Annotated in this window: 25 protein-coding genes and 3 pseudogenes; 25 read left to right on the top strand and 3 right to left on the bottom strand. The window is 54.0% G+C overall.

The genetic code is table 11. The features are described 5' to 3' along the window. The first annotated feature begins 3 nt into the window (after window positions 1-3). From BRO54_RS13610 to spo0A, 12 genes and pseudogenes are all read left to right on the top strand, one after another. Window positions 4-405, top strand: a complete 402-nt coding sequence (locus BRO54_RS13610; RefSeq protein WP_074044297.1) for an Asp23/Gls24 family envelope stress response protein — start codon at window positions 4-6, stop codon at window positions 403-405. A gap of 189 nt (window positions 406-594) precedes the next feature. Next, window positions 595-987, top strand: coding sequence for a transcription antitermination factor NusB (nusB, locus tag BRO54_RS13605; protein ID WP_074044296.1), 393 nt, complete (start codon window positions 595-597; stop codon window positions 985-987). 59 nt (window positions 988-1,046) lie between these two features. After that, the gene (folD, locus tag BRO54_RS13600) at window positions 1,047-1,901 is read left to right on the top strand and encodes a bifunctional methylenetetrahydrofolate dehydrogenase/methenyltetrahydrofolate cyclohydrolase FolD (RefSeq protein WP_074044295.1); all 855 of its coding nucleotides are present in this window, start codon (window positions 1,047-1,049) and stop codon (window positions 1,899-1,901) included. 11 nt (window positions 1,902-1,912) lie between these two features. Next, a complete protein-coding gene (gene xseA / locus BRO54_RS13595) occupies window positions 1,913-3,259 on the top strand; it encodes an exodeoxyribonuclease VII large subunit (RefSeq protein WP_074044294.1) in 1,347 nt (448 codons plus the stop codon). After that, on the top strand, window positions 3,256-3,486 hold the full coding sequence (locus tag BRO54_RS13590) for an exodeoxyribonuclease VII small subunit (RefSeq protein WP_012820585.1): 231 nt from the start codon (window positions 3,256-3,258) through the stop codon (window positions 3,484-3,486). Before xseA ends, BRO54_RS13590 begins: the two co-directional genes overlap by 4 nt. A 3-nt stretch (window positions 3,487-3,489) precedes the next feature. Beyond that, a complete protein-coding gene (locus tag BRO54_RS13585) occupies window positions 3,490-4,383 on the top strand; it encodes a polyprenyl synthetase family protein (protein WP_074044293.1) in 894 nt (297 codons plus the stop codon). Window positions 4,384-4,629: 246 nt separating this feature from the next. Beyond that, complete coding sequence (dxs, locus tag BRO54_RS13580; protein ID WP_074044292.1) at window positions 4,630-6,522, top strand: 1-deoxy-D-xylulose-5-phosphate synthase; 1,893 nt, start codon at window positions 4,630-4,632, stop codon at window positions 6,520-6,522. A 3-nt stretch (window positions 6,523-6,525) separates the two neighbouring features. Further along, the gene (locus BRO54_RS13575; protein ID WP_074044291.1) at window positions 6,526-7,374 is read left to right on the top strand and encodes a TlyA family RNA methyltransferase; all 849 of its coding nucleotides are present in this window, start codon (window positions 6,526-6,528) and stop codon (window positions 7,372-7,374) included. A 56-nt stretch (window positions 7,375-7,430) separates the two neighbouring features. Next, window positions 7,431-7,880, top strand: a pseudogene (gene ahrC, locus BRO54_RS13570) (transcriptional regulator AhrC/ArgR). Between the two features lie 128 nt (window positions 7,881-8,008). Next, window positions 8,009-9,730 carry a DNA repair protein RecN gene (gene recN / locus BRO54_RS13565; RefSeq protein WP_074044290.1) on the top strand — a complete coding sequence of 574 codons (1,722 nt, stop codon included), beginning with the start codon at window positions 8,009-8,011 and terminating at the stop codon, window positions 9,728-9,730. A gap of 273 nt (window positions 9,731-10,003) precedes the next feature. After that, window positions 10,004-11,299, top strand: a complete 1,296-nt coding sequence (gene spoIVB / locus BRO54_RS13560) for a SpoIVB peptidase (RefSeq protein ID WP_074044289.1) — start codon at window positions 10,004-10,006, stop codon at window positions 11,297-11,299. Between the two features lie 384 nt (window positions 11,300-11,683). Next, window positions 11,684-12,502 carry a sporulation transcription factor Spo0A gene (gene spo0A, locus BRO54_RS13555; RefSeq protein ID WP_025038882.1) on the top strand — a complete coding sequence of 273 codons (819 nt, stop codon included), beginning with the start codon at window positions 11,684-11,686 and terminating at the stop codon, window positions 12,500-12,502. A 99-nt stretch (window positions 12,503-12,601) separates the two neighbouring features. Here the strand turns inward: spo0A and BRO54_RS13550 are convergent, their stop codons facing one another. Continuing rightward, on the bottom strand, window positions 12,602-12,754 hold the full coding sequence (locus BRO54_RS13550; protein ID WP_074044288.1) for a YycC family protein: 153 nt from the start codon (window positions 12,752-12,754) through the stop codon (window positions 12,602-12,604). 108 nt (window positions 12,755-12,862) lie between these two features. Here BRO54_RS13550 and BRO54_RS13545 point away from each other — a divergent pair, with 108 nt between their 5' ends. After that, complete coding sequence (locus BRO54_RS13545) at window positions 12,863-13,591, top strand: glycerophosphodiester phosphodiesterase (protein WP_074044287.1); 729 nt, start codon at window positions 12,863-12,865, stop codon at window positions 13,589-13,591. Between the two features lie 76 nt (window positions 13,592-13,667). Here BRO54_RS13545 and BRO54_RS13540 read toward each other — a convergent pair whose 3' ends face one another. Beyond that, the gene (locus BRO54_RS13540; RefSeq protein WP_011231866.1) at window positions 13,668-13,916 is read right to left on the bottom strand and encodes a DUF2627 domain-containing protein; all 249 of its coding nucleotides are present in this window, start codon (window positions 13,914-13,916) and stop codon (window positions 13,668-13,670) included. 139 nt (window positions 13,917-14,055) lie between these two features. Here BRO54_RS13540 and BRO54_RS13535 point away from each other — a divergent pair, with 139 nt between their 5' ends. The 12 genes and pseudogenes from BRO54_RS13535 (at window position 14,056) to BRO54_RS21010 (ending at window position 26,240) form a co-directional block, all read left to right on the top strand. After that, entirely contained in the window at window positions 14,056-16,119 is a 2,064-nt protein-coding gene (locus tag BRO54_RS13535; RefSeq protein WP_074044308.1) for a sigma-54 interaction domain-containing protein, read from the top strand. Window positions 16,120-16,259: 140 nt separating this feature from the next. Further along, window positions 16,260-17,159 carry a phosphate butyryltransferase gene (gene yqiS, locus BRO54_RS13530; RefSeq protein ID WP_011231864.1) on the top strand — a complete coding sequence of 300 codons (900 nt, stop codon included), beginning with the start codon at window positions 16,260-16,262 and terminating at the stop codon, window positions 17,157-17,159. Between the two features lie 24 nt (window positions 17,160-17,183). Further along, window positions 17,184-18,287, top strand: a complete 1,104-nt coding sequence (locus tag BRO54_RS13525) for a leucine dehydrogenase (RefSeq protein ID WP_011231863.1) — start codon at window positions 17,184-17,186, stop codon at window positions 18,285-18,287. Between the two features lie 55 nt (window positions 18,288-18,342). Next, complete coding sequence (gene buk / locus BRO54_RS13520; RefSeq protein ID WP_011231862.1) at window positions 18,343-19,455, top strand: butyrate kinase; 1,113 nt, start codon at window positions 18,343-18,345, stop codon at window positions 19,453-19,455. Window positions 19,456-19,485: 30 nt separating this feature from the next. Further along, complete coding sequence (gene lpdA, locus BRO54_RS13515) at window positions 19,486-20,907, top strand: dihydrolipoyl dehydrogenase (protein WP_074044286.1); 1,422 nt, start codon at window positions 19,486-19,488, stop codon at window positions 20,905-20,907. A gap of 28 nt (window positions 20,908-20,935) precedes the next feature. Beyond that, on the top strand, window positions 20,936-21,931 hold the full coding sequence (locus tag BRO54_RS13510) for a thiamine pyrophosphate-dependent dehydrogenase E1 component subunit alpha (protein WP_011231860.1): 996 nt from the start codon (window positions 20,936-20,938) through the stop codon (window positions 21,929-21,931). A 13-nt stretch (window positions 21,932-21,944) separates the two neighbouring features. Beyond that, window positions 21,945-22,928, top strand: a complete 984-nt coding sequence (locus BRO54_RS13505; RefSeq protein ID WP_011231859.1) for an alpha-ketoacid dehydrogenase subunit beta — start codon at window positions 21,945-21,947, stop codon at window positions 22,926-22,928. 37 nt (window positions 22,929-22,965) lie between these two features. Continuing rightward, the gene (locus BRO54_RS13500) at window positions 22,966-24,309 is read left to right on the top strand and encodes a dihydrolipoamide acetyltransferase family protein (RefSeq protein WP_074044285.1); all 1,344 of its coding nucleotides are present in this window, start codon (window positions 22,966-22,968) and stop codon (window positions 24,307-24,309) included. A gap of 145 nt (window positions 24,310-24,454) precedes the next feature. Further along, window positions 24,455-24,646, top strand: a pseudogene (locus BRO54_RS13495) (IS1634 family transposase); the annotation flags it as partial. Between the two features lie 347 nt (window positions 24,647-24,993). Then, window positions 24,994-25,821 (top strand): hypothetical protein, encoded by an 828-nt coding sequence (locus tag BRO54_RS13490; RefSeq protein ID WP_074044284.1) that lies wholly within the window; start codon window positions 24,994-24,996, stop codon window positions 25,819-25,821. Between the two features lie 73 nt (window positions 25,822-25,894). Next, complete coding sequence (locus tag BRO54_RS20925) at window positions 25,895-26,107, top strand: hypothetical protein (RefSeq protein ID WP_289668591.1); 213 nt, start codon at window positions 25,895-25,897, stop codon at window positions 26,105-26,107. Continuing rightward, a complete protein-coding gene (locus BRO54_RS21010; RefSeq protein ID WP_368483960.1) occupies window positions 26,013-26,240 on the top strand; it encodes a transposase in 228 nt (75 codons plus the stop codon). The genes BRO54_RS20925 and BRO54_RS21010 overlap by 95 nt, the downstream gene beginning before the upstream one ends. 524 nt (window positions 26,241-26,764) lie before the next feature. On the opposite strand, the pseudogene BRO54_RS20250 reads toward BRO54_RS21010, so the two are convergent. Next, window positions 26,765-26,972: pseudogene (locus tag BRO54_RS20250) on the bottom strand (hypothetical protein); the annotation flags it as partial.

Here is a 26,972-nt window from a genome sequence, read left to right as displayed (position 1 = left end):
CTTATGTCTGAGCATGTCTTTGAAACAGAGCAAGCGTACCCGGCGCTCGGCAGGGTGGAAATTGCACCGGAAGTGATTGAGGTGATCGCTGGCATCGCGGCGTCGGAAGTCGACGGCATCGCGCAAATGCGCGGCAATTTCGCCGCCGGAGTCGCCGAACGGTTTGGAAAGAAACACCATGGCAAAGGCGTCAAGGTTGATTTGCGCGACGACGGCGTCGTCATCGATCTTTATTGCCTCGTCCAGTTTGGCGCATCGATTCCCAACGTAGCGAAAAAGGTGCAGGAAAACGTGCGCCAGGCGCTTTGGAACATGACCGGCCTCGAGGCGAGCGAAGTGAACGTTCATATCGTCGGCATCCAGTTTGAGGGCGGCAAGCAGGAACAAGGCGTGGTCGAACAGTGATCTCGCAAGGCAGCTGCTTTTTCGGCAGCGGCCTTTTTGTTTTTTTGGCCAAAGTTTGTTATTGTAATGAACGAGGCCGTTGGCGCAGCCAACGCCAGCGCGAATGATTTGTGGGAAAAGGCTGGTTTTTTCCGAAAAATATGATATGATTTCATTGTGAATGTTCGTTTTTTGGAAAGGGGGACCGCCATGAAGCGGCATGAAGCACGGGAAAAGGCATTGCAGGCGCTGTTTCAAATCGATGTCGGACGCATTCCTCCAGACGAGGCGCTCCACAATGTCACGGGCGGCGGCGACATCGACCCGTTTTTGCGCCGGCTCGTCTTTGGCGTCGTTGAGCACCAGGAGGAGATTGACGAGCTGTTGCGCGCCAATTTGGAAAAATGGACGCTTGAACGCGTCGCCAACGTTGACCGCGCCATTTTGCGCATGGCGACGTACGAGATGAAATACGCCGATGATGTGCCGGTGAGCGTCAGCCTCGATGAGGCGGTCGAGCTGGCGAAAAAATTCGGCGATTGGAAATCCGGAAGTTTTATAAACGGCGTGCTTTCGAAAGTGAAAGCGGCGCTGCAAAAATAAAACCGGCTGCATCGCGGGCTGATATCGAACGATGAACGAGGAGAGGGGAACGAAACACGATGACAGCACAAATCATTAGCGGAACGGAGATGGCGAGAACCATTCGCACCGCATTGGCGGATGAAGCCGCACAGTTGAAAGCGGACGGCGTTGAGCCGGGGCTGGCCGTCATTCTAGTCGGCGACGATCCGGCGTCGCATTCGTATGTAAAAGGGAAACAAAAGGCGTGCGCTGAAGTCGGCATTCGCTCCTTTCTTTACACGTTTCCGGCGGCGACCGAGGAGGAGACGCTGCTTGCGAAAATCCGCGAGTTAAACGCCGATCCGGCGGTGCACGGCATTTTAGTGCAGCTGCCGCTGCCGGATCACATTCGCGAATGGTCGGTCATTGAAACGATTGCACCGGAAAAAGATGTCGATGGGTTTCACCCGATCAATGTCGGAAAAATGATGATCGGCCAACGGGCGTTTCTCCCGTGCACTCCGCATGGCATTTTAGTGATGGTGCAATCGGCCGGCATTGACATCGCCGGCAAGCACGTCGTCGTCGTCGGCCGCAGCAACATCGTCGGCAAGCCGGTTGGCCAGCTGTTTTTGCGCGAACATGCCACGGTCACCTACACCCACTCGAAAACGCCGGATTTGGCCGCCATCACTCGACAGGCTGACATTTTGATCGTCGCTGTCGGCAAGGCGCGCCTCATCGGCCCGGAACACATCAAGCCCGGGGCGGTCGTCATCGACGTCGGCGTCAACCGGCTTGAGAACGGCAAATTGTGCGGCGATGTCGATTTTGACGCTGTGAAAGAAGTGGCTGGCTATATTACGCCGGTGCCGGGCGGAGTCGGGCCGATGACGATTACGATGCTCTTGCACAACACGATTGAAGCGGCCCGGCAGCTGGCCGCAAAGTGAGGGCAGGATCAGTGGAAGTCAAATATGTGACGGTCGGGGCGTTGACGAAGTACATCAAACGCAAGTTCGATGTCGACCCGCATTTGCGCGATCTATGGGTGAAGGGCGAGATTTCGAACTTTAAGCAGCATTCGCGCGGCCATATGTATTTTACGTTGAAAGACAGCCAAGGACGCATTGCCGCCGTCATGTTCGCCGGCTACAACCAGCATTTGCCGTTCCGTCCTGAAGATGGGATGAACGTGCTCGCGCGCGGGGAAATTTCCGTCTATGAACCGAACGGCAACTATCAGCTTTATGTCAAAGAAATGCAGCCGGAAGGCGTCGGAAGCCTGTATTTAGCCTACGAACAGCTGAAGCAGCGGCTCGAGGCGGAAGGGCTGTTTTCTCCGGTCCATAAAAAGCCGCTTCCGGCCTTCCCTCGCTGCATCGGCGTTGTCACATCGCCGACTGGAGCGGCGGTGCGCGATATTATGACGACGATTCGCCGCCGCTATCCGCTCGCCAAAGTCATTTTGTTTCCAGCGCTCGTTCAAGGGGACGGGGCGGCGCTGTCGATCGTGCGCGCCATCGAGCGGGCGAATGCGTTCGGCGGGGTTGATGTGCTTATTGTCGGCCGCGGCGGCGGCTCGATCGAAGAACTGTGGGCGTTCAATGAAGAAATCGTCGCTCGCGCCATCTTCGCCTCAAAAATTCCAATTATTTCTGCTGTCGGCCATGAAACGGATTTTACGATCGCCGACTTTGTCGCCGATTTGCGGGCGCCGACGCCGACGGCAGCAGCTGAGATGGCGGCGCCGCATGTTGGGGAGTTGGCTGAGCGGCTCGCCGAGCGGAAATGGCGGCTCATCCGCGCCATGAAAGAGCGGCTTGCCGCTGATAAAGAGCAGCTTCGCCGGCTGCAAGGATCCTACGCATTCCGCTATCCCAAGCGGCTCTATGAACAACAAGAACAGCAGCTTGATGCGTTGCTTGAGCGGCTTGGCCGCCAACGCGAACGGCTCGTCGACAAACATCGCCAGCGGCTGCATGAGCTTGACATGAGACTATGGCGGCATCATCCGGCTGCAGAGCTCGAGCGGATGAAAGAACGGCAAAAGGCGGCCGCCAATGCGCTGGAAAAAGCGATGCGCACCGCGGTGGAGCGCCATCGGTTCCGCTTTCGCTCCAACCTCGCCCGGCTTGAGGCGCTCAGTCCGCTTCGCATCATGGAGCGCGGCTACAGCTTGGTGTACAATGAACAGGGCGAGCTCGTGAAACGAACGAACCAGCTTCGAATCGGCGAGCATCTTTTCATTCAAGTTCAAGACGGACGAGTCGATTGTCAAGTGACGGGAGTGGAGGAAAAACACGTATGAGCGAAGAAAAAGAGATGACGTTTGAAGAAGCGATGAAAAAACTGGAGGAAATCGTCGAAAAGCTCGAGGAAGGGAACGTGCCGCTTGAGGAGGCGATCGCCTTTTTTCAAGAAGGCATGAAACTGTCCAAGCTTTGCCATGATAAATTGCAGCATGTGGAGAAACAGTTGGAGTACATGCTGCGCGAAGACGGCGAGCTTGTCCCTTTTTCGCCGGAGGAGGAGTGACGGGTGGCGCAGCTTTCGGTTGAACAGTTTCTCAACGAACAAAAACGGGCCGTCGAGGCGGCGCTTTCCTCCTATATGGCGCGGCTTCGTGGGCCGGAGACGCTGAAAAAGGCGATGGCCTACTCGCTTGAGGCCGGCGGCAAACGTATTCGCCCGCTTTTGTTGTTGGCGACGATTCAAGCGCTCGGCAAAGACCCGGCGATTGGCCTGCCGGTCGCTTGCGCCATTGAAATGATCCATACGTACTCGCTCATTCATGATGATTTGCCGAGCATGGACAACGATGATTTGCGGCGCGGCAAACCGACGAACCATAAAGTGTTCGGCGAGGCGATGGCCATTTTGGCCGGGGACGCCTTGCTTACGTATGCGTTTCAATTGATCGCCGAGGTTGATGACGACTGCGTGCCGCCTTCCGTCCGGCTGCAGCTCATTGAGCAGCTCGCGAAGGCGGCCGGCCCGGAAGGCATGGTCGCTGGACAGGCGGCTGATATGGAGGCGGAAGGAAAAACGCTGGCGCTTGCGGAACTGGAATACATCCACCGCCATAAGACGGGGAAAATGCTGCAATACAGCGTGCACGCCGGCGCCCTGCTCGGCGGCGCCGACGACTGGCGGATGCGCGAGCTTGATGAGTTCGCTGCACATTTAGGCCTCGCCTTTCAAATTCGCGACGATATTTTGGACATTGAAGGGACGGAAGAGAAAATCGGCAAGCGAGTCGGCAGCGACCACGACAACAAGAAAGCGACGTATCCGGCGCTGCTGTCGCTTGATGGCGCCAAAGAGAAGCTGACGTTTCATATTGATGCTGCGAAGCGCCATTTGCAGCAGGCTGGGGTGGATGGCGCTGCGCTTGCCTACATTTGCGAGCTTGTCGCGGTCCGCGACCATTGATGCGGGGCGGCGGCCTCTTGTTCCCGTTGTTCGCTTTCCTTCGGGGCGGAGGCGGCCTTGTTTTTTTGGTTGTTTTCCGCGGGCGGCCGCCGCAAGTTCTATATCCATCACAAGCCGCGTCCTAGTGGTGACGGGCTGCGTTGGCGGGGAAAGTCGATTTTTCGCGCCGGATCATGTATAATAATACTACCTGTGATGGAGGAGAACCGGCTCGGAAAACGACGAAATGAAAGCGAGTGATCTTCGTTGGACTTGACGAAAATTGACCATCCACGCGTTGTCAAAAACATGTCCATCCTTGAGCTGAAACAGTTAAGCGCCGAGATCCGGCGGTTTTTAATTGAGAAGCTGTCGAAAACCGGCGGGCATATCGGTCCGAATTTAGGGGTCGTCGAGCTGACGATCGCCCTCCACCGCGAGTTCGACAGCCCAAAAGACAAGCTCATTTGGGATGTCGGACATCAGTCATACGTGCATAAAATTTTGACCGGCCGCGCCGCCGAATTCGACACGCTCCGCCAATACAAGGGGCTGTCCGGGTTCCCGAAACGGAGCGAAAGCGAGCATGACGTGTGGGAAACGGGCCATAGCTCGACGTCGCTGTCGGCAGCGATGGGAATGGCGATCGCCCGTGATTTGAAAGGGACGGATGAATACATCGTGCCGATTATCGGCGACGGGGCGCTCACCGGCGGCATGGCGCTTGAGGCGCTCAACCATATCGGGCATGAAAAAACGGATATGATTGTCATCTTAAACGACAATGAAATGTCGATCGCCCCGAACGTCGGCGCGTTGCACAACATCCTCGGCCGGTTGCGCACCGCCGGCAAATACCAGTGGGTGAAAGACGAACTGGAGCTGCTGCTCAAGCGCATCCCGGCGGTCGGCGGCAAGTTGGCGGCGACCGCCGAGCGGCTGAAAGACAGCTTGAAATATTTGCTTGTCTCCGGCGTCTTTTTTGAAGAGCTTGGGTTTACGTATTTAGGCCCGGTCGACGGCCACGATTTTGAGGATTTGCTTGAGAACTTGCGCTACGCGAAGAAGATGAAAGGTCCGGTGCTTGTGCATGTCATCACGAAGAAAGGGAAAGGATACAGTCCGGCGGAAAACGACAAAGTCGGCACATGGCACGGCACAGGGCCGTACAAAATCGAAACCGGCGCTTTTGTCAAAACGAAAGAGGCCGGTCCGTCATGGAGCGCGCTTGTCAGCGAAACGGTGCGCCGGCTCGCCCGCACCGACCCGCGCATCGTCGCGATTACGCCGGCGATGCCGGTCGGCTCGAAGCTGGAAGGGTTCGCAAGCGAGTTCCCCGATCGGATGTTTGATGTTGGCATCGCCGAGCAGCACGCGACAACGCTTGCGGCTGGATTGGCGACGCAAGGGATGAAACCGTTTTTGGCCATTTATTCGACGTTTTTGCAGCGCGCCTATGACCAAGTCGTCCATGATGTATGCCGGCAAAACTTAAATGTCTTTTTCGCCATTGACCGCGCTGGGTTGGTCGGGGCGGACGGCGAAACGCACCAAGGGGTGTTTGACATCGCCTTTTTGCGCCATGTGCCGAACTTGGTGTTGATGATGCCAAAAGACGAAAACGAAGGACAGCACATGGTGTACACCGCCATCCGCTACGACGACGGGCCGATCGCCATGCGTTTCCCGCGCGGCAACGGGCTTGGCGTACCGCTTGATGAGGAGCTGAAAGAAATCCCAATCGGCACGTGGGAAGTGTTGCGCGACGGCTGCGATGCGGCGATTTTGACGTTTGGCACGACGATTTCGATGGCGCTTAAGGCGGCCGACGAGCTGGCGAAAGACGGCGTATCGGTGAAAGTTGTCAACGCTCGCTTTTTGAAACCGATGGATGAAGCGATGCTTCACGAACTGCTTGAGAGCCGCCTGCCGATCTTAACGGTCGAAGAGGCGGTGCTGCAAGGCGGCTTTGGCAGTGCTGTGTTGGAGTTTGCTCATGATCATGGTTATCACGGAGCGGTCATCGAACGGATGGGCATCCCGGACCGCTTTATCGAACATGGAAGCGTCAGTGAGCTGCTCCATGAAATCGGGCTGACGTCGACCCATATCATCGACCGCATCAAAACGATGGTGCCAAGAAAACAGAAAAGGGCTTGAGACATGAAAGGAAAAAAAGAACGGCTCGATGTGTTGCTTGTCGAACGCGGGCTGGCGGAAACGCGGGAAAAGGCGAAGCGGGCGATCATGGCCGGGCTTGTCTATTCAAACGACGTTCGACTCGATAAGCCCGGGGAAAAAGTGCCGGTTGACATTCCGCTTGAGGTGAAAGGCAACCCGCTGCCGTACGTCAGCCGCGGTGGGTTGAAACTGGAAAAAGCGTTGCGCGAGTTTCACATTCGCGTGGAAAATAAAATTGTTCTTGACATCGGCGCGTCGACCGGCGGTTTCACCGACTGTGCCTTGCAACACGGGGCGAAGCTGTCGTATGCCGTCGATGTCGGCTACAACCAGCTTGCCTGGAAGCTGCGTCAAGACGAGCGCGTCGTTGTGATGGAGCGGACGAACTTCCGCTACGTGACGCCGGATCAGTTTACGAAAGGGCTGCCGGAAGTAGCCGTCATCGATGTCTCGTTTATTTCGCTGCGGCTCATTTTGCCGGTCGTCAAGACGGTCATTGTGCCGGGCGGCGATGTGATTGCTCTCGTCAAGCCGCAGTTTGAAGCCGGCAAGGAAAAGGTCGGCAAAAAAGGGATCATCCGCGATCCCGACATTCACGAGGAAGTACTCGAATCGATCGTTCGATTCGCCTGCGCGGAAGGGTTCGATGTCCTTCATTTGTCGTATTCGCCGATTACCGGTGGTGACGGCAATATTGAATTTTTGCTTCATGCTGTCTATCCTGGAGAGAACCGGGAAGGAGAAAACCGACTGCCAGCATCGGTCGCCGACGTTGTCAGCGAGGCGCACGCCCGCTTGCGGGCGAGGAACGCGGATCCAAGCGGCAAGTAGCGTCGGCGGGACGGACAAGCGGCTCTGCATTTTGAAAAGCGGGGAGGTGGTGCAATGTGAACAAAGGGCAAAGGCATATTAAAATTCGCGAAATCATTATGAACCATGACATTGAAACGCAAGACGAGCTCGTCGACCGGCTGAGAGAAGCGGGCTTTAACGTCACCCAGGCGACCGTCTCGCGCGACATTAAAGAGATGCAGCTCGTCAAAGTGCCGATGGCCAATGGCCGCTATAAGTACAGCCTTCCGTCCGACCAGCGCTTCAATCCGTTGCAAAAGCTGAAGCGGGCGCTTGTTGATGTGTTTGTGAAGCTTGACGGAACGGGCAACTTGCTCGTCTTGCGGACGCTGCCGGGCAACGCCCATGCCGTCGGCGTTTTGCTCGACAATTTGGATTGGAGCGAAATCGTCGGCACGATTTGCGGCGACGATACGTGACTAATCATCTGCCGGACGCCGAAAGATGCGAAAAAAGTGTCCGACCAGCTATTGTCCATGCTCTAGTCGAGGGCCGGACCAGCTTCCGCTCTGCGTTCAAGGACGGAACGACGGGGGCGGTCCTCGCTTGCGAATTCGAACATATGTGCTATAATCAGAAAGGAGAATCAATCGGACAGGCAAGGAGTGGTGGAATGCTCGCCGAGCTGTCGATTAAAAATTTCGCCATTATCGAGTCGCTCTCGCTGTCGTTCGACAAAGGGCTGACGGTGTTAACCGGCGAAACGGGAGCCGGCAAATCGATCATCATCGACGCGATTCATTTGTTGATCGGCGGGCGCGGCTCCGCTGAATTTGTCCGCTTCGGAGCAGAAAAGGCGGAAATCGAAGGGCTGTTTTTGCTTGATGATGACCGCCATCCGTGTTGGCAAAAATGCGCGGACGTTGGCATCGACGCCAGCGACGGCATGATCGTGTTGCGCCGCGACATTTTGGCCAACGGCAAAAGCGTCTGCCGCATTAACGGCAAGCTCGTCACCACGGCGGTGCTGCGCGACATTGGGGCGACGCTTGTTGATATTCACGGCCAGCATGAACATCAAGAGCTGATGGATCCATCCCGCCATCTGCCGCTTTTAGACGAGTTCGGCGGCCTAGAGGCGGCAGAGGCGCTTGCCCGCTACCGTGCCGTCTATGAGCGGTATGAGGCGCTCGGAAACAAATTGAAAAAGCTGAGCGAAAATGAGCAGCAAATGGCGCATCGGCTCGATTTGCTGACGTTTCAGCTGCGCGAAATCGAACAGGCGGCGCTCGAGCCGGGCGAGGACGAGCGGCTGATGGAAGAAAAGGTGCGCATCGTCAATTTTCAAAAAATTTATACCGCGTTGCAGAAAAGCTATGAGGCGCTGGCCGGCGAGGGGCGCGGGCTTGATTCGATCGGGGAGGCGATGCGCCATCTCGATGACGTCGCCGCCATGGATGCGGCGCTCAAAGAAGCGCACGAAACGACGGCGAACTGCTACTATTTGCTCGAGGAAGTGATGTACAAGCTGCGCGATCAAATTGAGGAGATGGAGTACGACCCAGCGCGGCTCGATGCCATTGAAAGCCGCCTCGCGGAAATCGGGCAGCTCAAACGAAAATACGGAGCGACGATCGCCGATATTTTGCACTATGCCGAGACGATCGCCGAGGAAATCGAGACAATCGAAAATCGTGAAACGCATGTGCATGAGCTTAAGCAGCAGCTCGCTGCGGTGACGGACGAGTTGCTCACGGAGGCGAAAAACGTCACCGCTGTTCGGCAAACGTATGCCCGGCGCCTGATTGAGCGCATTCATCAAGAACTGAAAGACTTATACATGGACAAAACGAAATTTGACATCGTATTTGCCAAGCGCGAAGCATCGCTTGACGCCCCCTTGGTTGACGGCGTGCCGGTTAGGTTCCAAGAAGATGGCATCGATGTCGTCGAGTTTTACATTTCGACGAACGTCGGCGAGCCGTTAAAACCGCTCGTCAAAGTCGCTTCCGGCGGCGAGCTGTCGCGCATTATGCTGGCGTTGAAAACGATTTTTTCCAAACATCAAGGAGTGACGTCGATTGTTTTTGATGAGGTCGACACCGGCGTCAGCGGACGCGTCGCCCAGGCGATGGCGGAAAAAATTTACCGCATCGCCAGCCAGTCGCAAGTGCTTTGCATTTCCCATCTGCCGCAAGTCGCCGCGATGGCGGACACGCACTTGTTGATCGCCAAAGAGACGGATGGGGAACGGACGAAAACAGTCGTGAGGAAGCTCAATGAGGAGGAGAAAGTGAAAGAAATCGGGCGGATGATTTCCGGCGTCGAGATGACGGAGCTGACGAAACGGCATGCCAAAGAGCTGTTGGAACTGGCGGCGAAAATGAAACATTGATTCCTGTTTCCTCTGTTCGTCGAGGGGAGGCGCATCCCTCTCAAAGAGGGCCGATGCCGCCTGCCTGTTCTGTCTTGGCGCCCGCTTTCCTTAAGAGAACTACGGCGTTTCATAAAGATAAGCAAAAAGCCGCGCGGCTGTCCGGATGCAAGTCCATCCAATTCCGGGCAGCTTTTTTATCGGCATGGCGATTATATTTTCCCCGGTTCAGGCAAAATTAAAACTGTAACCGTTTTTGCATGGTGTAGGCGGGAGCGAGGAGAGTGGACGACATTGAATAAAGAAACGGCGCGAAAAATCGCAGGAGCGCTTCTCCTTGGCATGTTGACGGCCATCGCTTTTTCCAAACCGATGAAGGAATATTGGCAAATTCCGAAGCAGCTTGTCTTGTTTGAAGGCGACGCAGTTGAATTTCCTGCCGCTTCCCTTCCCGTGCAAGCGGCTGTCAATGACCGAAACGCTCCCGAAACGCTCAACATTGAGCGAAAAAACGGTTCTCTGTCTGTAAAGGCGAAACGCCGCGGACATGAAACGATGGTGTTGCACGTCGCCGGAATGCCGATCAAGCAAGTGGATGTCAACGTGCTGCCGACGCTCAAAGTCATTCCCGGCGGGCAATCGATCGGCGTCAAGCTCAATACCGTCGGCGTTCTTGTCGTCGGTTACCACCTTGTCGAAACCGAAAACGGGAAAAAATCGCCGGGAGAGGCAGCCGGCATTCAAGTCGGCGACATTATTACCGGCATTAACGGCCAAAAAATCGAAAACATGAGCGACCTCTCCCCTTTCATTGAGGAAGCCGGAAAAACCGGAAAGCCGCTTCATCTAAAAATTCTGCGCGATCAGCACTCCATGACGGTGAAGCTCGTTCCGCTGAGAGACAAGCATGACGACGTGTACCGCATCGGTCTGTACATCCGCGACTCGGCCGCCGGCATCGGGACAATGACATTTTACGATCCGAAATCGAAAACGTACGGCGCGCTCGGTCATGTCATCTCCGATATGGATACGAAAAAGCCGATTGTCGTGCAAAACGGACAAATTATGCGCTCGACTGTCACATCGATCGAAAAAGGGACGAGCGGCAATCCAGGTGAAAAATTAGCCCGCTTTTCCGACGGCGAAGAAGTGATCGGCACGATCACCACCAACAGCCCGTTTGGCATTTTCGGCAAGCTGACGAAACCGCTGCCGGACGGTCCGTTCACAAAGCCGCTTCCCGTCGCTTTGGCCAGCCAAGTGAAAGAAGGGCCGGCGAAAATGCTGACAGTGGTGGAAAACGACAAAGTCGAGCAGTTTGATGTGGAAATTGTCAGCACCATTCCGCAAAAATTTCCGGCGACAAAAGGGCTTGTCATTCGCGTGACCGACCCGCGCCTGTTAAAGAAAACAGGGGGCATTGTCCAAGGGATGAGCGGCAGTCCGATCATCCAGGACGGAAAACTCGTCGGTGCAGTGACACATGTGTTTGTCAACGACCCAACGTCAGGATACGGCGTCCATATCGAATGGATGCTGCAAGAAGCAGGAATTGATCTATATGGCAACCGAAAGAAAGCGAGCTGACCACGTCGGCTCGCTTTTTCCCGGCAGCCAACATTCGATTCTTGCGTATATTTGGTGAAATGACGAACGATCATTTGATCACCGTTCGTCTCTTCATGATCATCCAAAGGCCAATGATTCGAAATGCTGTGAGCGGCTTGATTGATTCCGCAATATTGTTTAGGCTGCCACTAAAAATTTTTCAAAAAAGGCGGCAAAAATTTTGCCGGTTTGGCATAGATATTTGGTGAAACATCCGTTAAAATGAAATGTGTAAAGATTTTTCGACAAACGCATCGCTGGTGAAAACGAATATTGTCTAATAAACTCATTTTTTGTTATAATTTTTATTTTTTGAAAAATAAAAGGATTTTTTGCCGCTGCTGTCGAATGTACGTTAACGGAATGTTACATAGCAAGAAAAAGTGGGGGAGGACGATCGTTTTGAGCATTAAGGTGTGCATTGCTGATGATAACCGCGAATTGGTGACATTGCTTGACGAATATATTTCCAGCCAGCCGGACATGGAAGTGATTGGCACGGCGTATAACGGCCAAGACTGCCTTCATATGCTCGAGGAAAAGCGGCCTGATATTTTGCTTCTGGACATCATTATGCCGCACTTGGATGGGTTGGCCGTGCTTGAGAAAGTCCGCGCTGGTTGTGAGCATCAGCCGAGCGTCATTATGTTGACGGCGTTCGGCCAGGAGGATGTCACGAAAAAGGCGGTGGAACTCGGCGCTTCCTACTTCATTTTAAAACCGTTCGACATGGAGAATTTGGTCCATCACATTCGGCAAATTCACGGCAAAACGGCGCCGATGGTCAGAAAAACCGGCTCTGCCTATCAGGCGCGCGACAACAAACCGAAAAATTTGGATGCGAGCATTACGAGCATCATCCATGAAATCGGCGTCCCGGCGCATATTAAAGGCTATTTGTACTTGCGCGAAGCGATCGCGATGGTGTACCACGACATCGAACTGCTCGGCTCCATTACGAAAGTGTTGTATCCAGACATCGCAAAAAAATACAATACGACCGCCAGCCGCGTCGAGCGCGCCATTCGCCATGCGATTGAAGTCGCTTGGAGCCGCGGCAACCTCGAATCGATTTCCTCGCTGTTTGGCTACACAGTGAGCGTTTCGAAGGCGAAGCCGACCAATTCCGAATTCATCGCGATGGTGGCGGATAAGCTGCGGCTCGAGCATAAAGCGTCGTAAGTGGCCATGAGAAAACGGTGATGCATCGGCAAGGCGCCCCGCGGATGGGGCGTCTTTTCTTGCAGGCGACAAACTCTTTACGGTTGATGTTGCGCAAAGTTAAGATGAACTGTTTTCCTTTTCTTTCTTCTCCAATTCCAGCAGCTTGTTCACTAGAATGTGCGGCGGCATATGCATGACCTGCTCGATCGGCACGCCGAGCGCTTTGGCCAGCTTTTGCGCCGTTTCCAGCGAAATTTTCAACGGCTGCATCATCTCACCTCATTTGTTCATAGTATTGCTTTTAGTATAACGAACGACCGCCGGTTTCGGCCAGCTCGTTGGCTGAACGGCGAATGAATGCGAAAGGAAGAAGGCAAAATGACATTGATTTTTGCCCACCGCGGGGCGGCGGGGACGCACCCGGAAAATACGATGGCGGCGTTTATCGAGGCGGAAAAAGCGGGAGCGGACGGCATTGAATTGGATGTGCAGCTCACAAAAGACGGCGAAGTGGTCGTCATTCATGACGAAACGGTCGACCGGACGACGGATGGAAGCGGCTGGGTGAAAGACATCACGTACCGCGAACTGCGCCGATTGAACGCGGCGGCCATGTGGGACGGCAAGCACGGCCATTGTCCGATTCCGCATCTTGAGGAAGTGCTTGCTTGGCTGTCATCAACACGGATGGCGGTCAACATCGAGCTGAAAAACAGCCTCATCGCCTACGAAACGCTTGAGCAAAAAACGATCTCCCTCGTGCGCCGCTATGGGCTTGAGAAGCGGACGATTTTGTCATCGTTCAATCATCATAGCATGCGCCTTTGCCGAACGCTTGCACCGGAAATCGAGACGGCGCTCTTGTACATCGAGCCGCTGTATGACCCATGGACGTATGTGCGCGCCATGAACGCCGACGGGGTGCATCCGCACTATCGGACGGTGACGGCGGAATTTGCCGCCGAAGCGCGGCGGCGCGGGGTGGCGGTCCGCCCGTTTACGGTAAATAAGCGAAATGTGATGAAAACGATGTTTGCTTATAGCGTTGACGCCGTCTTCACCGACTACCCGCGCCAAGCGAAGCAATGGAAAGAGAAAACGCCTTAACGAGAGACGTTAAGGCGTTTTTTGTTTGCCTTGAAATGGATGTTTTCCCAGTGCAATAGGCATCAAACGTTCCGGGTCAAGGCGTTTTTCGTTTTCGTTGAAAACGCGCCTGCACTTTGTTTCGCTTCCGGTCGCGGTGCAGCAAAAAACCGCCGAGAAACGCCAGCCCGGCGGCAAACAGCGCGAGCCCGGCGAGAAATTGGAGCCATAAGGCAGAAAACAGCGGCCCGTTGATGCCAAACAACGCATCGCGCATCCATTTGATGCCAAGCGCCGCTCCAAGCCCGGGAATGACTAAAATCAACAGCGCAATCATTCGCCCCATCGCGATCGCGTTCCTTTCCGAAAAGAGTGACCTTATCGACTATCATAGCGGTTATTGGGCGTTTGTCAAGGAAAGAGCAAATCAAGTATGATAAAAGTGTCTGCAAAAATTGGCATACTATAAAGTGTGGTGGATGGACATGAAAAAAGTGATGATCATTGGGGCTGACTCGCGCGGAATGTCGCTTTTGAAGCTGCTTCACGGGGCGTCGGGATTTGACGTTGTGGCGGTTGTTGACGTCGATGAACAAGCTCCGGGGGTGCAACTGGCGCAAAAATGGGGCATCGCTGCTGCGAGCGACTGGCGTCCATGGATGGCCGAGCCGCTTGATTTGGTCATTGAAACGACGGGTAAGGCGGATGTCCTTGAGGAAATCCGTCGATTGGCGCCAGAGGGGGCGAATATTGTCCCAAGTGCAGTCGCGCAGATGATGGCCGAGCTCGTTGAAGAAAAAGAAGCGCTCATCGCCAAATTGAAAAGCGAAGCGGCCCGGCGCGCGCTCATCTTTCATTCGTCCCACGATGGCATGATTGTCGTTGATGAATATGCTTACATTACCGATATGAATCAAAGCGCGGCGGAGCTTCTTGAAGTCGATAAAGACAAAGTGATCGGCAAGCATATTTTGACCGTTCTGCCGTCAAGCGGCTTGCCGCGCGTGCTCGAAACGAGGCAGACGGAGTTTCACCAAGAAGTGGAGCTGGCCAATGGAAAAAAATTGATCACCACCCGCATCCCGATCATCGATGACAATGGCAAACTGTTTGGGGCGCTCGCGGTATTCAAGGACATCACCGAGCTTGTCGCTTTGGCGGAAGAAATCACCGACTTAAAAGAAGTCCGCATGATGCTCGAAGCGATCATCCATTCGTCGGAAGAGGCGATTTCCGTCGTCGATGAAAATGGGAACGGCATTTTGATCAACCCGGCGTATACACGGCTCACCGGTTTGACAGAGGAAGACGTCATCGGCAAACCGGCGACCGCGGACATCGCCGAAGGGGAAAGCATGCATATGCAAGTATTGAAAACGCGCCGCCCGGTGCGCGGGGTGCGCATGAAAGTCGGACCGAAAAACCGGGATGTCATCGTCAATGTCGCTCCGATTATTGTTGATGGCGTATTGAAAGGGAGCGTCGGCGTCATTCATGACGTGTCAGAAATTCAGCGGCTGACGGCTGAACTCAATCGGGCGCGGCAAATCATCCGCACGCTGGAGGCGAAATATTCGTTTGCCGACATCGTCGGCGAGTCGGAAGAGATGAAGGTTGCCATCGAGCAGGCGAAGCTGGCGGCGAAAACGCCGGCGACGATTTTGCTGCGGGGGGAATCGGGGACGGGCAAGGAGCTGTTCGCCCACGCCATTCACAACGCGAGCGACCGAAAGTATAACAAGTTTATCCGCGTCAACTGCGCGGCCATTCCGGAAACATTATTGGAAAGCGAACTGTTTGGCTATGAGGAAGGAGCGTTTTCCGGCGCGCGGCGCGGAGGCAAGCGAGGGCTGTTTGAAGAAGCAAACAACGGAAGCATTTTCCTTGACGAAATCGGCGAACTGTCGGCCAGCACGCAGGCGAAGCTGCTCCGCGTCTTGCAGGAGCGGGAGATCGTCCGCGTCGGCGGGACGAAGCCGATCCCGATCAACGTCCGCGTCATCGCCGCCACGAACGTCAACCTTGAAAAAGCGATTGCCGAAGGCGCCTTTCGCGAAGACTTATACTATCGGCTCAATCGGATGCCGATTTATATTCCGCCGCTGCGTGCCCGCAAGGAAGACATTCCAGCTCTTTGCCGGCGTTTGATCCAGAAACTGAACCAAGATTACGGGCGCAACGTCGAAGGTGTCACGGATGAAGCGATGGCGAAGCTTCTTGCCTATGATTGGCCGGGAAATGTCCGCGAGCTCGAAAATGTGCTCGGGCGGGCGATGATTTTCATGAAATTTCATGAAGTGATGATCGATGCGACGCATTTGCCGCCGCTCGCTTCGCCTTCGTCAGTGCCGGCTCATCGAGTGGAAACGGAAGAGGAGATTCGGCCGCTTGAGGAAATGGTGAGCCGATACGAAGCGAGCTTGATTGAGCAGGCGCTTCGCCGCCATCGCGGCAATAAAACAGCGGCGGCCCGGGCGCTTGGCATTTCGGTGCGCAATTTATATTACAAGCTGGAGAAATACGGGCTTGACAAAAATATCATGCAATAATTTGCGCGGAGTGAAGAATATTGCACATATCTGTTTGCGAAGGTAGTGTGTTTTAAAGCGCTTTCAGTCATTTTTGGTTGGCACAGTTTTTGCATAAAAAGACTGTGCCGCACGATTTGCAGAAAAGGTTGGTGCAGATGATGAAGCTTGAATCGTTAGTGCAAGAAGCAAGACAATGCCAGGACCGGACGGTGGCCGTGGCGGCGGCGGAAGATGAAGAAGTGATTGAAGCGGTGGCGATGGCGCTCGAACACCGTCTCGGACGCTTTGTGCTTTATGGCGATCGGGAGCGGCTCGGACGGCTGTTGAAGGAAAAAGGATGCGCCCGCTTTTCCGACGTCGATGTCGTTCATGCGAATTCGATCGGGCAAGCCGCAGAGCTTGCCGTGCGCGCCGTCCATTTGAACGAGGCGGATGCGTTGATGAAAGGGCATGTGCCGACGGCAACGCTGCTGAAAGCGGTCTTGAACAAGGAGTATGGGTTGCGCGCTGGGAAGGTGTTGTCCCATGTCGCTGTTTTTGAGGTGCCGGAGTTTGAACGATTTGTCATCGTCACCGACGCGGCGATGAACATCGCTCCGGATTTGGAGCAAAAGGTGCAAATTGTCAACAACGCCGTCAGCATCGCGCGCTCCATCGGCATCGAGCGCCCGAAAGTCGCGGCGCTGGCGGCGGTGGAGACGGTCAATCCGGCCATGCCGGCAACACTTGATGCAGCGGCGCTCGCAATGATGCAAAAGCGGGGGCAAATCGAACATTGCCTTGTTGACGGACCGCTTGCGTTGGACAACGCGGTGTCGCTGGCGGCGGCGAAGCATAAGCGGATTGAAAGCGAAGTGGCTGGACAGGCTGATATTTTGCTTGTGCCGGACATTGAATCCGGCAACATGCTGTATAAGTCGCTCGTCTATTTTGCGAACGCACGCGTCGGCGCAGTCATCGCTGGGGCGAAGGCGCCGATCGTGTTGACGTCGCGCGCCGACTCGGCGGAAAGCAAACTGTATTCGTTGGCGCTTGCTATTTGTTCGGCAGCAAAATGAAATAGATGAAGGAGGCCATCAGTGATGGAACTGTTTCAATATATGGAAAAATATGATTATGAGCAAGTGTTGTTTTGCCAAGACAAAGAATCCGGATTGAAGGCGATCATTGTCATTCATGACACGACGCTCGGCCCGGCGCTCGGCGGGACGCGCATGTGGATGTACAATTCGGAAGAAGAGGCGCTTGAAGACGCCCTGCGCCTCGCCCGCGGCATGACGTACAAAAACGCGGCCGCCGGCCTTAATTTAGGCGGGGGCAAGACGGTCATCATCGGCGATCCGCGCAAAGATAAAAACGAGGCGATGTTCCGCGCGTTCGGCCGGTTCATTCAAGGGCTGAACGGCCGCTACATCACGGCGGAAGACGTCGGCACGACCGTTGCCGATATGGACATCATCTATCAGGAAACGGACTATGTCACCGGGATTTCGCCGGAATTCGGCTCATCCGGCAACCCGTCGCCGGCCACGGCTTACGGCGTATATCGCGGGATGAAAGCGGCGGCGAAGGAAGCGTTTGGCAGCGATTCGCTTGAAGGAAAAGTTGTCGCCGTCCAAGGGGTTGGCAATGTCGCCTACCATTTATGCCGCCATTTGCACGAAGAAGGAGCGAAACTCATCGTTACCGACATCAACAAGGAAGCGGTGGCGCGCGCGGTCGAGGAATTTGGGGCGAAAGCGGTCGACCCGAACGACATTTACGGCGTGGAGTGCGACATTTTTGCTCCATGCGCGCTCGGCGGCATCATCAACGACCAAACGATTCCGCAGCTGAAAGCGAAAGTGATCGCCGGCTCGGCGAACAACCAGCTGAAAGAGCCGCGCCATGGCGACATGATCCATGAAATGGGCATCGTCTATGCACCAGATTATGTGATCAACGCCGGCGGCGTCATCAACGTCGCCGATGAGCTGTACGGCTACAACCGTGAACGGGCGATGAAAAAAATCGAGCAAATTTATGACAACATCGAAAAAGTGTTTGCCATCGCCAAGCGTGACAACATTCCAACGTATGTGGCCGCTGACCGGATGGCCGAAGAACGAATTGAAACGATGCGCAAAGCGCGCAGCCAATTTTTGCAAAACGGCCATCATATTTTAAGCCGCCGCCGCGCCCGCTAATAGTGGCGAGGGGCGGCCTTCCGCCCCGCCGGCGGATGATGGAGGGACAGCAACGATGGAAGAGCAGAAGTTTCGCATTTTAACGATCAATCCAGGCTCGACTTCAACGAAGATCGGCGTCTTTGAAAACGAACGGCCATTGCTCGAAAAAACGATCCGCCATGAGGCGGACGTGCTTCGGCAATATAAAACGATCGCGGACCAGTATGAGTTCCGCAAGCAAACGATTTTGCAAGCACTGGATGAAGAAGGAATCAATTTATCGAAGTTGAGCGCCGTCTGCGGCCGCGGAGGGCTTCTCCGTCCGATCGAAGGCGGAACGTATCGCGTCAATGAGGCGATGCTTGAAGATTTGCGGCGCGGATATTCCGGCCAGCACGCGTCCAACCTCGGCGGCATTTTGGCGCATGAGATCGCCTCGGCCTTAAACATCCCGGCGTTTATCGTCGATCCGGTCGTTGTCGACGAACTCGATCCAATTGCCCGGATCAGCGGATTTCCGCTCATTGAGCGGCGCAGCATTTTCCATGCTTTAAACCAAAAGGCGGTCGCGCGCCGCGTCGCCAAGCAGCTTGGGAAACGGTATGACGAACTGAACTTGATCGTCGCCCATATGGGCGGCGGCATCACGGTCGGCGCCCACAAGCAAGGAAGGGTCGTCGATGTCAACAACGGCCTTGACGGCGAAGGCCCGTTCAGCCCGGAGCGCGCCGGGACGGTGCCAGCGGGCGATTTGGTTGCTTTATGCTTCTCTGGTGAATATTACCGCGAAGAGATCATGAACATGCTCGTCGGCGGCGGCGGCCTTGTCGGTTATCTTGGCACGAATGATGCGGTGAAAGTCGAGAAAATGATCGAAGCCGGCGATGAAAAGGCCAAGCTCGTGTATGAGGCGATGGCGTACCAAGTGGCGAAAGAAATCGGTGCGGCAAGCGCCGTGCTTTCCGGCAAAGTCGACGCCATCATTTTGACCGGCGGACTGGCGTATGGCAAATCGTTTGTCGAACAGATCACTCGCCGCGTGCAATGGATCGCCGATGTCATCGTCCATCCGGGCGAAAACGAACTGCAGGCGCTCGCTGAAGGCGCGCTTCGCGTCCTGCGCGGCGAAGAAGAGGAAAAAGTGTATCCAGGCAAGGCCGTTTCGCCGGTTCCAGCCCGGCGCTGATGCGGCAACGGACAGAAAGGAGAAGGCAAGATGGCAAAAGAATACGATGTCGTCATTCTCGGCGGAGGAACGGGTGGCTATGTGGCCGCCATTCGCGCCTCGCAGCTCGGGTTGAAAACGGCCGTTGTGGAAAAAGGGAAGCTCGGCGGCACGTGCCTGCACGCTGGCTGCATTCCGTCCAAAGCGCTGCTTCGCAGTGCCGAAGTGTACGCACAAACGAAAAACGGCGAGGCGTTTGGCGTCATCGCCGACGGCGTGCGCCTTGATTTTGCCAAAGTGCAGGCGCGCAAAGCGGCGATTGTTGAGCAGCTCCACAAAGGCGTGCAGCATTTGATGAAAAAAGGGAAGATCGATGTATACGCCGGCACCGGCCGCCTGCTCGGCCCGTCGATCTTTTCCCCGCTGCCGGGGACGGTGTCGGTCGAAATGAACGACGGCAGCGAAAACGAAATGCTCGTCCCGAAATTCGTCGTCATCGCCACCGGTTCGCGCCCGCGCACGCTGCCGGGGCTCGAGCCGGACGGCGAATTCGTGATGACGTCCGATGAGGCGCTGCAAATGGAGACGCTCCCATCGTCCATCTTGATCGTCGGCGGCGGCGTGATCGGCATGGAATGGGCGTCGATGCTGAACGATTTCGGCGTGGATGTCACCGTGCTTGAGTATGCCGATCGCATTTTGCCAACAGAAGATGAAGACGTGTCAAAAGAAATGGAAAAACTGCTCCGCCGCCGCGGCGTCAACATCGTCACTGGAGCGCGGGTGCTGCCGGAAACGCTCGAGAAAGGAAACGGCGTTGTCATTCAAGCGGAGCATCAAGGCGAGCGGAAAACGTTTGCGGCCGACAAGATGCTTGTTTCCGTCGGACGTCAGGCGAACATTGAGGGGATCGGCCTGGAAAACACCGAGATTGTCGTGGAGAAGGGATATATTCAAACGAACGAGTTCGGCCAAACGAAAGAATCGCACATTTACGCGATCGGCGATGTCATCGGCGGCCTGCAGCTTGCCCATGTCGCCGCCCATGAAGGGATTGTGGCCATTGAGCATTTGGCCGGGCACAATCCAGCTCCGATTGACTATACGATGGTGCCCCGCTGCATTTACACCCGTCCCGAAGCGGCAGCGGTCGGCTTAACCGAGCAAGAGGCGAAAGCGAAAGGCTATGACGTGAAAGTCGGTAAATTTCCGTTTAAAGCCATTGGCAAGGCGCTTGTATTCGGTGAGGCGGAAGGGTTTGTGAAACTCATCGCCGACCGGAACACGGATGATCTGCTTGGCGTTCATATGGTCGGGCCGCACGTGACCGATTTGATTTCCGAAGCCGGGCTCGCCCGTGTGCTCGATGCGGCTCCTTGGGAAGTGGCGCATGCGATCCATCCGCATCCGACGCTGTCAGAGGCCATGGCGGAAGCGGCGCTTGCTGTCGATGGCCGGGCGATTCACTTTTAACGCTTACGATTAAGGGAGGTTTGTTTCGATGGCGCAAAATCGTCATCAGGCGCTTGGATTAAGCGATGACACGGTGTTGGAAATGTATGAAACGATGCTTCTTGCTCGCAAGCTCGATGAACGGATGTGGCTGTTAAACCGCGCGGGGAAAATTCCGTTCGTCATCTCATGCCAAGGACAGGAGGCGGCGCAAGTCGGCGCGGCGTTCGCCCTCGACCGGACGAAAGACTATGTTCTGCCGTATTACCGCGATGTGGGCGTTGTCCTGACGTTTGGCATGACGCCGAGAGAATTGATGTTGGCGGCGTTTGCCAAAGCGGAAGATCCGAACTCCGGCGGCCGGCAAATGCCCGGGCATTTCGGGAAAAAGAAAAACCGGATCGTCACCGGTTCATCGCCTGTGACGACACAAGTGCCGCACGCGGTCGGCTTCGCCTTGGCGGCGAAAATGGAAAAGAAAGATTTTGTCGCCTTCGTCACGTTCGGCGAAGGGTCGTCGAACCAAGGCGACTTCCATGAAGGGGCGAACTTCGCCGGCGTTCATAAACTCCCAGTCATCTTTATGTGCGAAAACAACAAGTACGCCATTTCCGTGCCGATTTCGAAACAACTCGCGTGCGAAAAGGTGTCCGACCGTGCCATCGGCTATGGCATGCCGGGCTATACGGTCGACGGCACCGATCCGCTTGAAGTGTACCGCGTCGTGAAAGAAGCGGCCGACCGCGCCCGCCGCGGCGAAGGGCCGACGCTCATCGAGGCCGTGACATACCGCCTGACGTCGCACTCGTCGGACGACGACCACCGCGTCTACCGGACGGAAGAAGAGCTCGCCGAAGCGCGCGCCAAAGACCCGATCGTGTCGTTTGCCAACTATTTGAAAGAAACCGGCGTCTTGACCGACCAGCTTGACGAGGACATTCAAGCGCGCGTCATGAAGGAAGTGAACGAAGCGACCGACTATGCGGAGAAGGCTCCGTACGCCGAGCCGGAGCATGCGCTTCGCTACGTGTATGCCGAGGAGTAAGGGGGAATCGACGATGCCTGTCATTTCGTATATTGATGCCGTCACGATGGCGATTCGCGAAGAGATGGAACGCGACCCGCGCGTGTTTGTCTTAGGGGAAGACGTGGGGCGGAAAGGCGGGGTGTTTAAAGCCACACAAGGATTGTACGAGCAGTTCGGGGAAGAGCGCGTCATCGACACGCCGCTTTCCGAGTCGGCGATCGTCGGCGTCGGCATCGGCGCAGCGATGTACGGCCTGCGCCCGATTGCCGAGATTCAGTTTGCCGATTTTATCATGCCGGCGGTCAACCAAATTATTTCCGAAGCGGCGCGCATCCGCTACCGTTCGAACAACGACTGGAACTGCCCGATCGTCATCCGCGCCCCGTACGGCGGCGGGGTGCATGGCGCCCTGTACCACTCGCAATCGGTGGAAGCGATTTTCGCCAACCAGCCAGGGTTAAAAATCGTCATGCCGTCGACGCCGTACGATGTGAAAGGGCTGCTGAAAGCGGCGATTCGCGACGAAGATCCGGTTCTCTTTTTCGAGCATAAACGCGCCTACCGCCTCATTAAAGGGGAAGTGCCGGAGGACGACTACGTGCTTCCGATCGGCAAGGCGGACGTCAAGCGTGAAGGCGATGACATCACAGTCATCACATACGGGCTTTGCGTCCATTTTGCCTTGCAGGCGGCCGAGCGCGTCGCCCAAGATGGCATTTCCGTTCACCTGTTGGATTTGCGCACCGTCTATCCGCTCGACAAAGAAGCGATCATCGAAGCGGCGAGCAAAACGGGGAAAGTGCTGCTCATTACGGAAGACAATAAAGAAGGAAGTGTCATGAGCGAAGTCGCGGCCATCATTGCCGAGCATTGCCTGTTTGACCTTGACGCGCCGATTATGCGCTTGGCCGGCCCGGACGTCCCAGCCATGCCGTATGCGCCGACGATGGAGAAGTTCTTTATGATCAATCCGGAAAAAGTCGAAAAAGCGATGCGCGAACTGGCGGCGTTTTAAGGTGAAGACATTGCAGCAGAGATAGGAGGGTATCGATGTGGCCATCGAACAATTGACGATGCCTCAGCTCGGGGAGAGCGTCACTGAAGGCACGATCAGCAAATGGCTCGTCTCCCCGGGCGACAAAGTGAACAAATACGATCCGGTCGCCGAAGTCATCACCGATAAAGTGAGCGCGGAAATTCCGTCGTCGTTTGCCGGCGTCATTCGCGAGCTGATCGCCAAAGAAGGGGAGACGCTCCCGGTCGGCGCGCCGATTTGCACGATCGAAGTCGAAGGCGCTGCACCGGCTCCGGAAGCGAAGCCGGCGGATGAAGCGCCGAAAGCAGAAGACAACGCGAAGCCAGCGGCTCCGAAAAAGGCCGGCCGGGCAAACAACGGCCGCTATTCGCCGGCCGTTCTCCGCCTTGCCCAAGAACACGGCATTGACCTTGAACAAGTGAAAGGCACCGGCCTTGGCGGGCGGGTGACGCGCAAAGATTTGCTGAAGCTCATTGAGTCTGGACAAATTCCGAAAGCGGGAGCGGCACCGGCGGCGGAACAAGCGGCGCCAAAAGCGGAACCGAGAACGGAACAACCGGCCCCGGCCGCCGCGGCGGTTCAACCGGCTGGCGCTGCCGCGCCAACCGCGCCGCAGGCAGCGCCGATCAAACCAGCGGCCCCGAACGTCGAAGCCGGAGCGGGCGACATCGAAATTCCGGTCACCCCGGTGCGCAAGGCGATTGCGGCGAACATGCTCCGCAGCAAACACGAAGCGCCGCACGCGTGGACGATGGTCGAAGTCGACGTCACCGATCTTGTCGCGTACCGCGATGCCATCAAAGACGAGTTCAAGCGGCGTGAAGGCTTCAATTTGACGTATTTCGCCTTCTTCGTCAAGGCGGTCGCCCAAGCGCTGAAAGAATTCCCGCAGTTGAACTCAGTGTGGGCGGGCGATAAGATCATTCAGCGCAAGGACATCAACATCTCCATCGCTGTCTCGACGGAAGATGCCTTGTTCGTGCCCGTCATCAAGCACGCCGATGAAAAAACGATCAAAGGCATCGCCCGCGAAATCGCTGAACTGGCGGCGAAAACGCGCGCCGGCAAACTGCGCCCGGAAGACATGCAGGGCGGCACGTTCACCGTCAACAACACCGGCGCGTTCGGCTCGGTGCAGTCGATGGGCATTATCAACTATCCGCAAGCGGCCATTTTGCAAGTGGAAACGATCGTCAAACGTCCGGTCGTCAAAGATGGCATGATCGCCATCCGCGACATGGTCAACTTATGTTTGTCGCTCGACCACCGCGTCTTGGACGGCCTCATTTGCGGCCGCTTCCTCGCCCGCGTCAAAGAGATTTTGGAAAATATGAACAAAGACAACACGCCGATTTATTAACGATTCCCCCATCGCCATCGGTTGGCGGTGGGGGTTTTTGCGTGGCGCGATTTCAAACTTGTTTCTGACCGGACGGTTTCTGTGGATCCCCAATGCCAAACCCGAACCAGCGATGCGGTTAAGTTGATCGCAAGCATCAAAGCGCTCTCGTGTCCATGAGCAGCTGAAGCAAGCCAAGATCGAAGACGAATGGATTGACGTGGCAGATTCCGCCGCTATGACGAAAGACACAAGGGCGCAGACGAAAGCCGCCAACGCCTTTTTGATCACCGGAAGCCTTTTGTTGTTGCGGACCGTAAAAACCGCGCTGGCCCAAGGCGATTCCAAGCACATGACGTGCGAGTCCTTTACCTATATTTTACAATGGATAAGCAAACAAAATACCTACTGTAGATGAGCAAATTCACTAACATAAATTGACAACCAAACAAAAAAGTTCTTCACCAAAAGATGTACTTGACTTTTAAAGGCAAACATGACAGCAATGTTGCCCAAAGAGAAGCATGGAATAAAAAGGAAGAAATACTATTTTGGTTTTACTTATCACAATCCTCTTTTTTTGTCAAGTGTAATTTGAAATGAAAATCCTTTTAATTTTTTTATTTACAATAAATATTTTTATTTACAATAAATACTATAAATTTTATAATAAAATTCAAAGCTATCTAAAAGGAGGGAATTAATTTGAAAAAATTAAAATTTCATTTATTTAGTTTAGTGCTCCTTTTTTCATTATTTTTCTTCAATGATTTCAGCTCTGCAAAAGAAGTGGATAATACCTCAAAAAGTGAAAAATTAACAAAGCAAGAAAGAAAATATTTAAAAGATGTAACAGGACATACTGAAGAAGAAATAGATATGTTGCCTTTAGAAGTTGCAAAGCAACTCATTAAAGATAAAGCTGTCATCCAAGATTCAAAAACTGAAATATTTTCGTTCGAAAATGGAGTAAATAATTCTGGTGATTTTACAACGATGGGTACAATTTCGTCCTCAACGATGAAATTATGGGGTACAGTTTATAAAGTAACCTCTGATCGAACAAATTACGATAAATTTTATATTTATGGTAATTTTCAATGGCTAAAATCTCCTTTTTACGAACTTGTAGATAAAATGACTTTCGGTTTTCCTTCAAGTGCAGGATTTTTTCTTCCAACTAGTAATGGAAAAGTAACACAACATCAACATAGATATAGTCAAGATCCACAAGGTAATGGAAACTGGATAGATTATGCAATTGATTACTTACCTAGTGATTGGGAACCAAATGCTGGAGTTGCTGGTGAATTTGACTTAAGAAGCTCTACAGAATTTACTTTACACAAAGGATATATGGGACAATATGTTTATGTACCAACAAAAAATAATGGTACAATTAACATTAAAATTGAATATGGACACCAATTATATATTGGCGAACCTAGTGTATCAGTATTTCCAGCAGGATTATCAATAACTCCATCTAAGTCGGTAGATACTGCTTCTTACGCTTTAACACTAAGTTATTAATGATTTCAAGCCTCTCTTATGTCATGCCCACGCATCTCTGTTTGGCGCGGTCAACCTCCACGATGGCGAAACGGTGCTTCATCAAACGACCGCTGCCCATGCCGCGGCGTTCTTGGGTTTCTTGAGAATGCTCAAAGAGCGCGATCCGGATCGTCTCATGGTCTTGGTGTTGGAACACGCCTGCATTCACCATGCCAAAATGGTCAAGACGTTTTGGCGGGAAGAAGGGCCGTATTTTCCCGTTATTTCCCCTTCCTCCCTATTTGCCACAGCTGAACCCGATTGAACGCTTATGGAAATGGCTGAAAGGTGCGGCGATCGCCCATATATGTCGCAAGGATCGCAACGATATCATGCAAGCATCGCTCCGTTTGTCCACTGCATCCACGAACGTCCGGAGGAAGTGCTGCAGCGCTTAGGGTGTGGAGGATGACTGAGAAGCTAACTCTTCATGTTACATGTATATAGGGAGGATTACCCAGAAATCCTCCACTTTAAGCGTTAGCTAAGTGGGAGTGGTTCAAACTTTACAGTAAAAGGAGTTTTTTGAATGGAATATATATACTTACTTATTTTACCGATAATAGGTGTTTTGTGGTTTTTGAATTTAGCAAGCTTTTTAAAAAATTTGAACAGTGATGAAAACACACTTAATCAAACAATGATAGGAGCCGTATTAACCTTTCTCTTTGTTTTTCTATATATGTACGGGTTTTTAGGAACACATTAATATTCAATCATCCCCCTGTACAAAAAAAAGATGGGACTGCCTCCACTTATCGGCTAATGCCGGTGGAAGTGGGGGATTCTTGTTTCCTTTGCAAACAAAATACTGCCGATTATCCCTTCTTTCGTGCATTTGGCCTTTGGATCCCGCTTGGCGTTCAAACAATCCGTCTTGTTAAGCATTGCCTACTCATTGAGCAAACTCTTCAATTCCGTTTCATACTTTGAAGGAACGAAACCATATTTCCCTGTTTTTTATCAAAGATAATCGTGTTATTCTTTTTAAACCAAATGTTGTAATTGAATAGCCTGTCCTTCGTTTTTTATGTTCGAGCCAAAAACGATAGTCAAGTTGACCTGCATCGACTTTGGTTGTTTTTGACCATTCTACGAATTTCATAATTTCCATTATTCTATCCTGAAAA

The organism is Geobacillus proteiniphilus (genome assembly GCF_001908025.1).
In the GTDB taxonomy this organism is placed as follows: Bacteria; Bacillota; Bacilli; order Bacillales; family Anoxybacillaceae; genus Geobacillus; species Geobacillus proteiniphilus.
Note: the sequence above shows the minus strand (reverse complement) of the source record. Positions and strands in the feature narration are given on the sequence as shown.

Coding starts and splice junctions, on each gene's coding strand:
- spo0A (WP_025038882.1), top strand. CDS start 11,684: ATGTTACATAGCAAGAAAAAGTGGGGGAGGACGATCGTTTTGAGCATT.
- BRO54_RS13550 (WP_074044288.1), bottom strand. CDS start 12,754: ATGCAGCCGTTGAAAATTTCGCTGGAAACGGCGCAAAAGCTGGCCAAA.
- lpdA (WP_074044286.1), top strand. CDS start 19,486: ATGGCAAAAGAATACGATGTCGTCATTCTCGGCGGAGGAACGGGTGGC.
- BRO54_RS21010 (WP_368483960.1), top strand. CDS start 26,013: ATGCCAAAATGGTCAAGACGTTTTGGCGGGAAGAAGGGCCGTATTTTC.
- buk (WP_011231862.1), top strand. CDS start 18,343: ATGGAAGAGCAGAAGTTTCGCATTTTAACGATCAATCCAGGCTCGACT.
- BRO54_RS13590 (WP_012820585.1), top strand. CDS start 3,256: ATGAGCGAAGAAAAAGAGATGACGTTTGAAGAAGCGATGAAAAAACTG.
- BRO54_RS13610 (WP_074044297.1), top strand. CDS start 4: ATGTCTGAGCATGTCTTTGAAACAGAGCAAGCGTACCCGGCGCTCGGC.
- BRO54_RS13545 (WP_074044287.1), top strand. CDS start 12,863: ATGACATTGATTTTTGCCCACCGCGGGGCGGCGGGGACGCACCCGGAA.
- folD (WP_074044295.1), top strand. CDS start 1,047: ATGACAGCACAAATCATTAGCGGAACGGAGATGGCGAGAACCATTCGC.
- yqiS (WP_011231864.1), top strand. CDS start 16,260: ATGAAGCTTGAATCGTTAGTGCAAGAAGCAAGACAATGCCAGGACCGG.
- BRO54_RS13540 (WP_011231866.1), bottom strand. CDS start 13,916: ATGGGGCGAATGATTGCGCTGTTGATTTTAGTCATTCCCGGGCTTGGA.
- BRO54_RS13575 (WP_074044291.1), top strand. CDS start 6,526: ATGAAAGGAAAAAAAGAACGGCTCGATGTGTTGCTTGTCGAACGCGGG.
- BRO54_RS13535 (WP_074044308.1), top strand. CDS start 14,056: ATGAAAAAAGTGATGATCATTGGGGCTGACTCGCGCGGAATGTCGCTT.
- BRO54_RS13525 (WP_011231863.1), top strand. CDS start 17,184: ATGGAACTGTTTCAATATATGGAAAAATATGATTATGAGCAAGTGTTG.
- nusB (WP_074044296.1), top strand. CDS start 595: ATGAAGCGGCATGAAGCACGGGAAAAGGCATTGCAGGCGCTGTTTCAA.
- BRO54_RS13505 (WP_011231859.1), top strand. CDS start 21,945: ATGCCTGTCATTTCGTATATTGATGCCGTCACGATGGCGATTCGCGAA.
- recN (WP_074044290.1), top strand. CDS start 8,009: ATGCTCGCCGAGCTGTCGATTAAAAATTTCGCCATTATCGAGTCGCTC.
- BRO54_RS13510 (WP_011231860.1), top strand. CDS start 20,936: ATGGCGCAAAATCGTCATCAGGCGCTTGGATTAAGCGATGACACGGTG.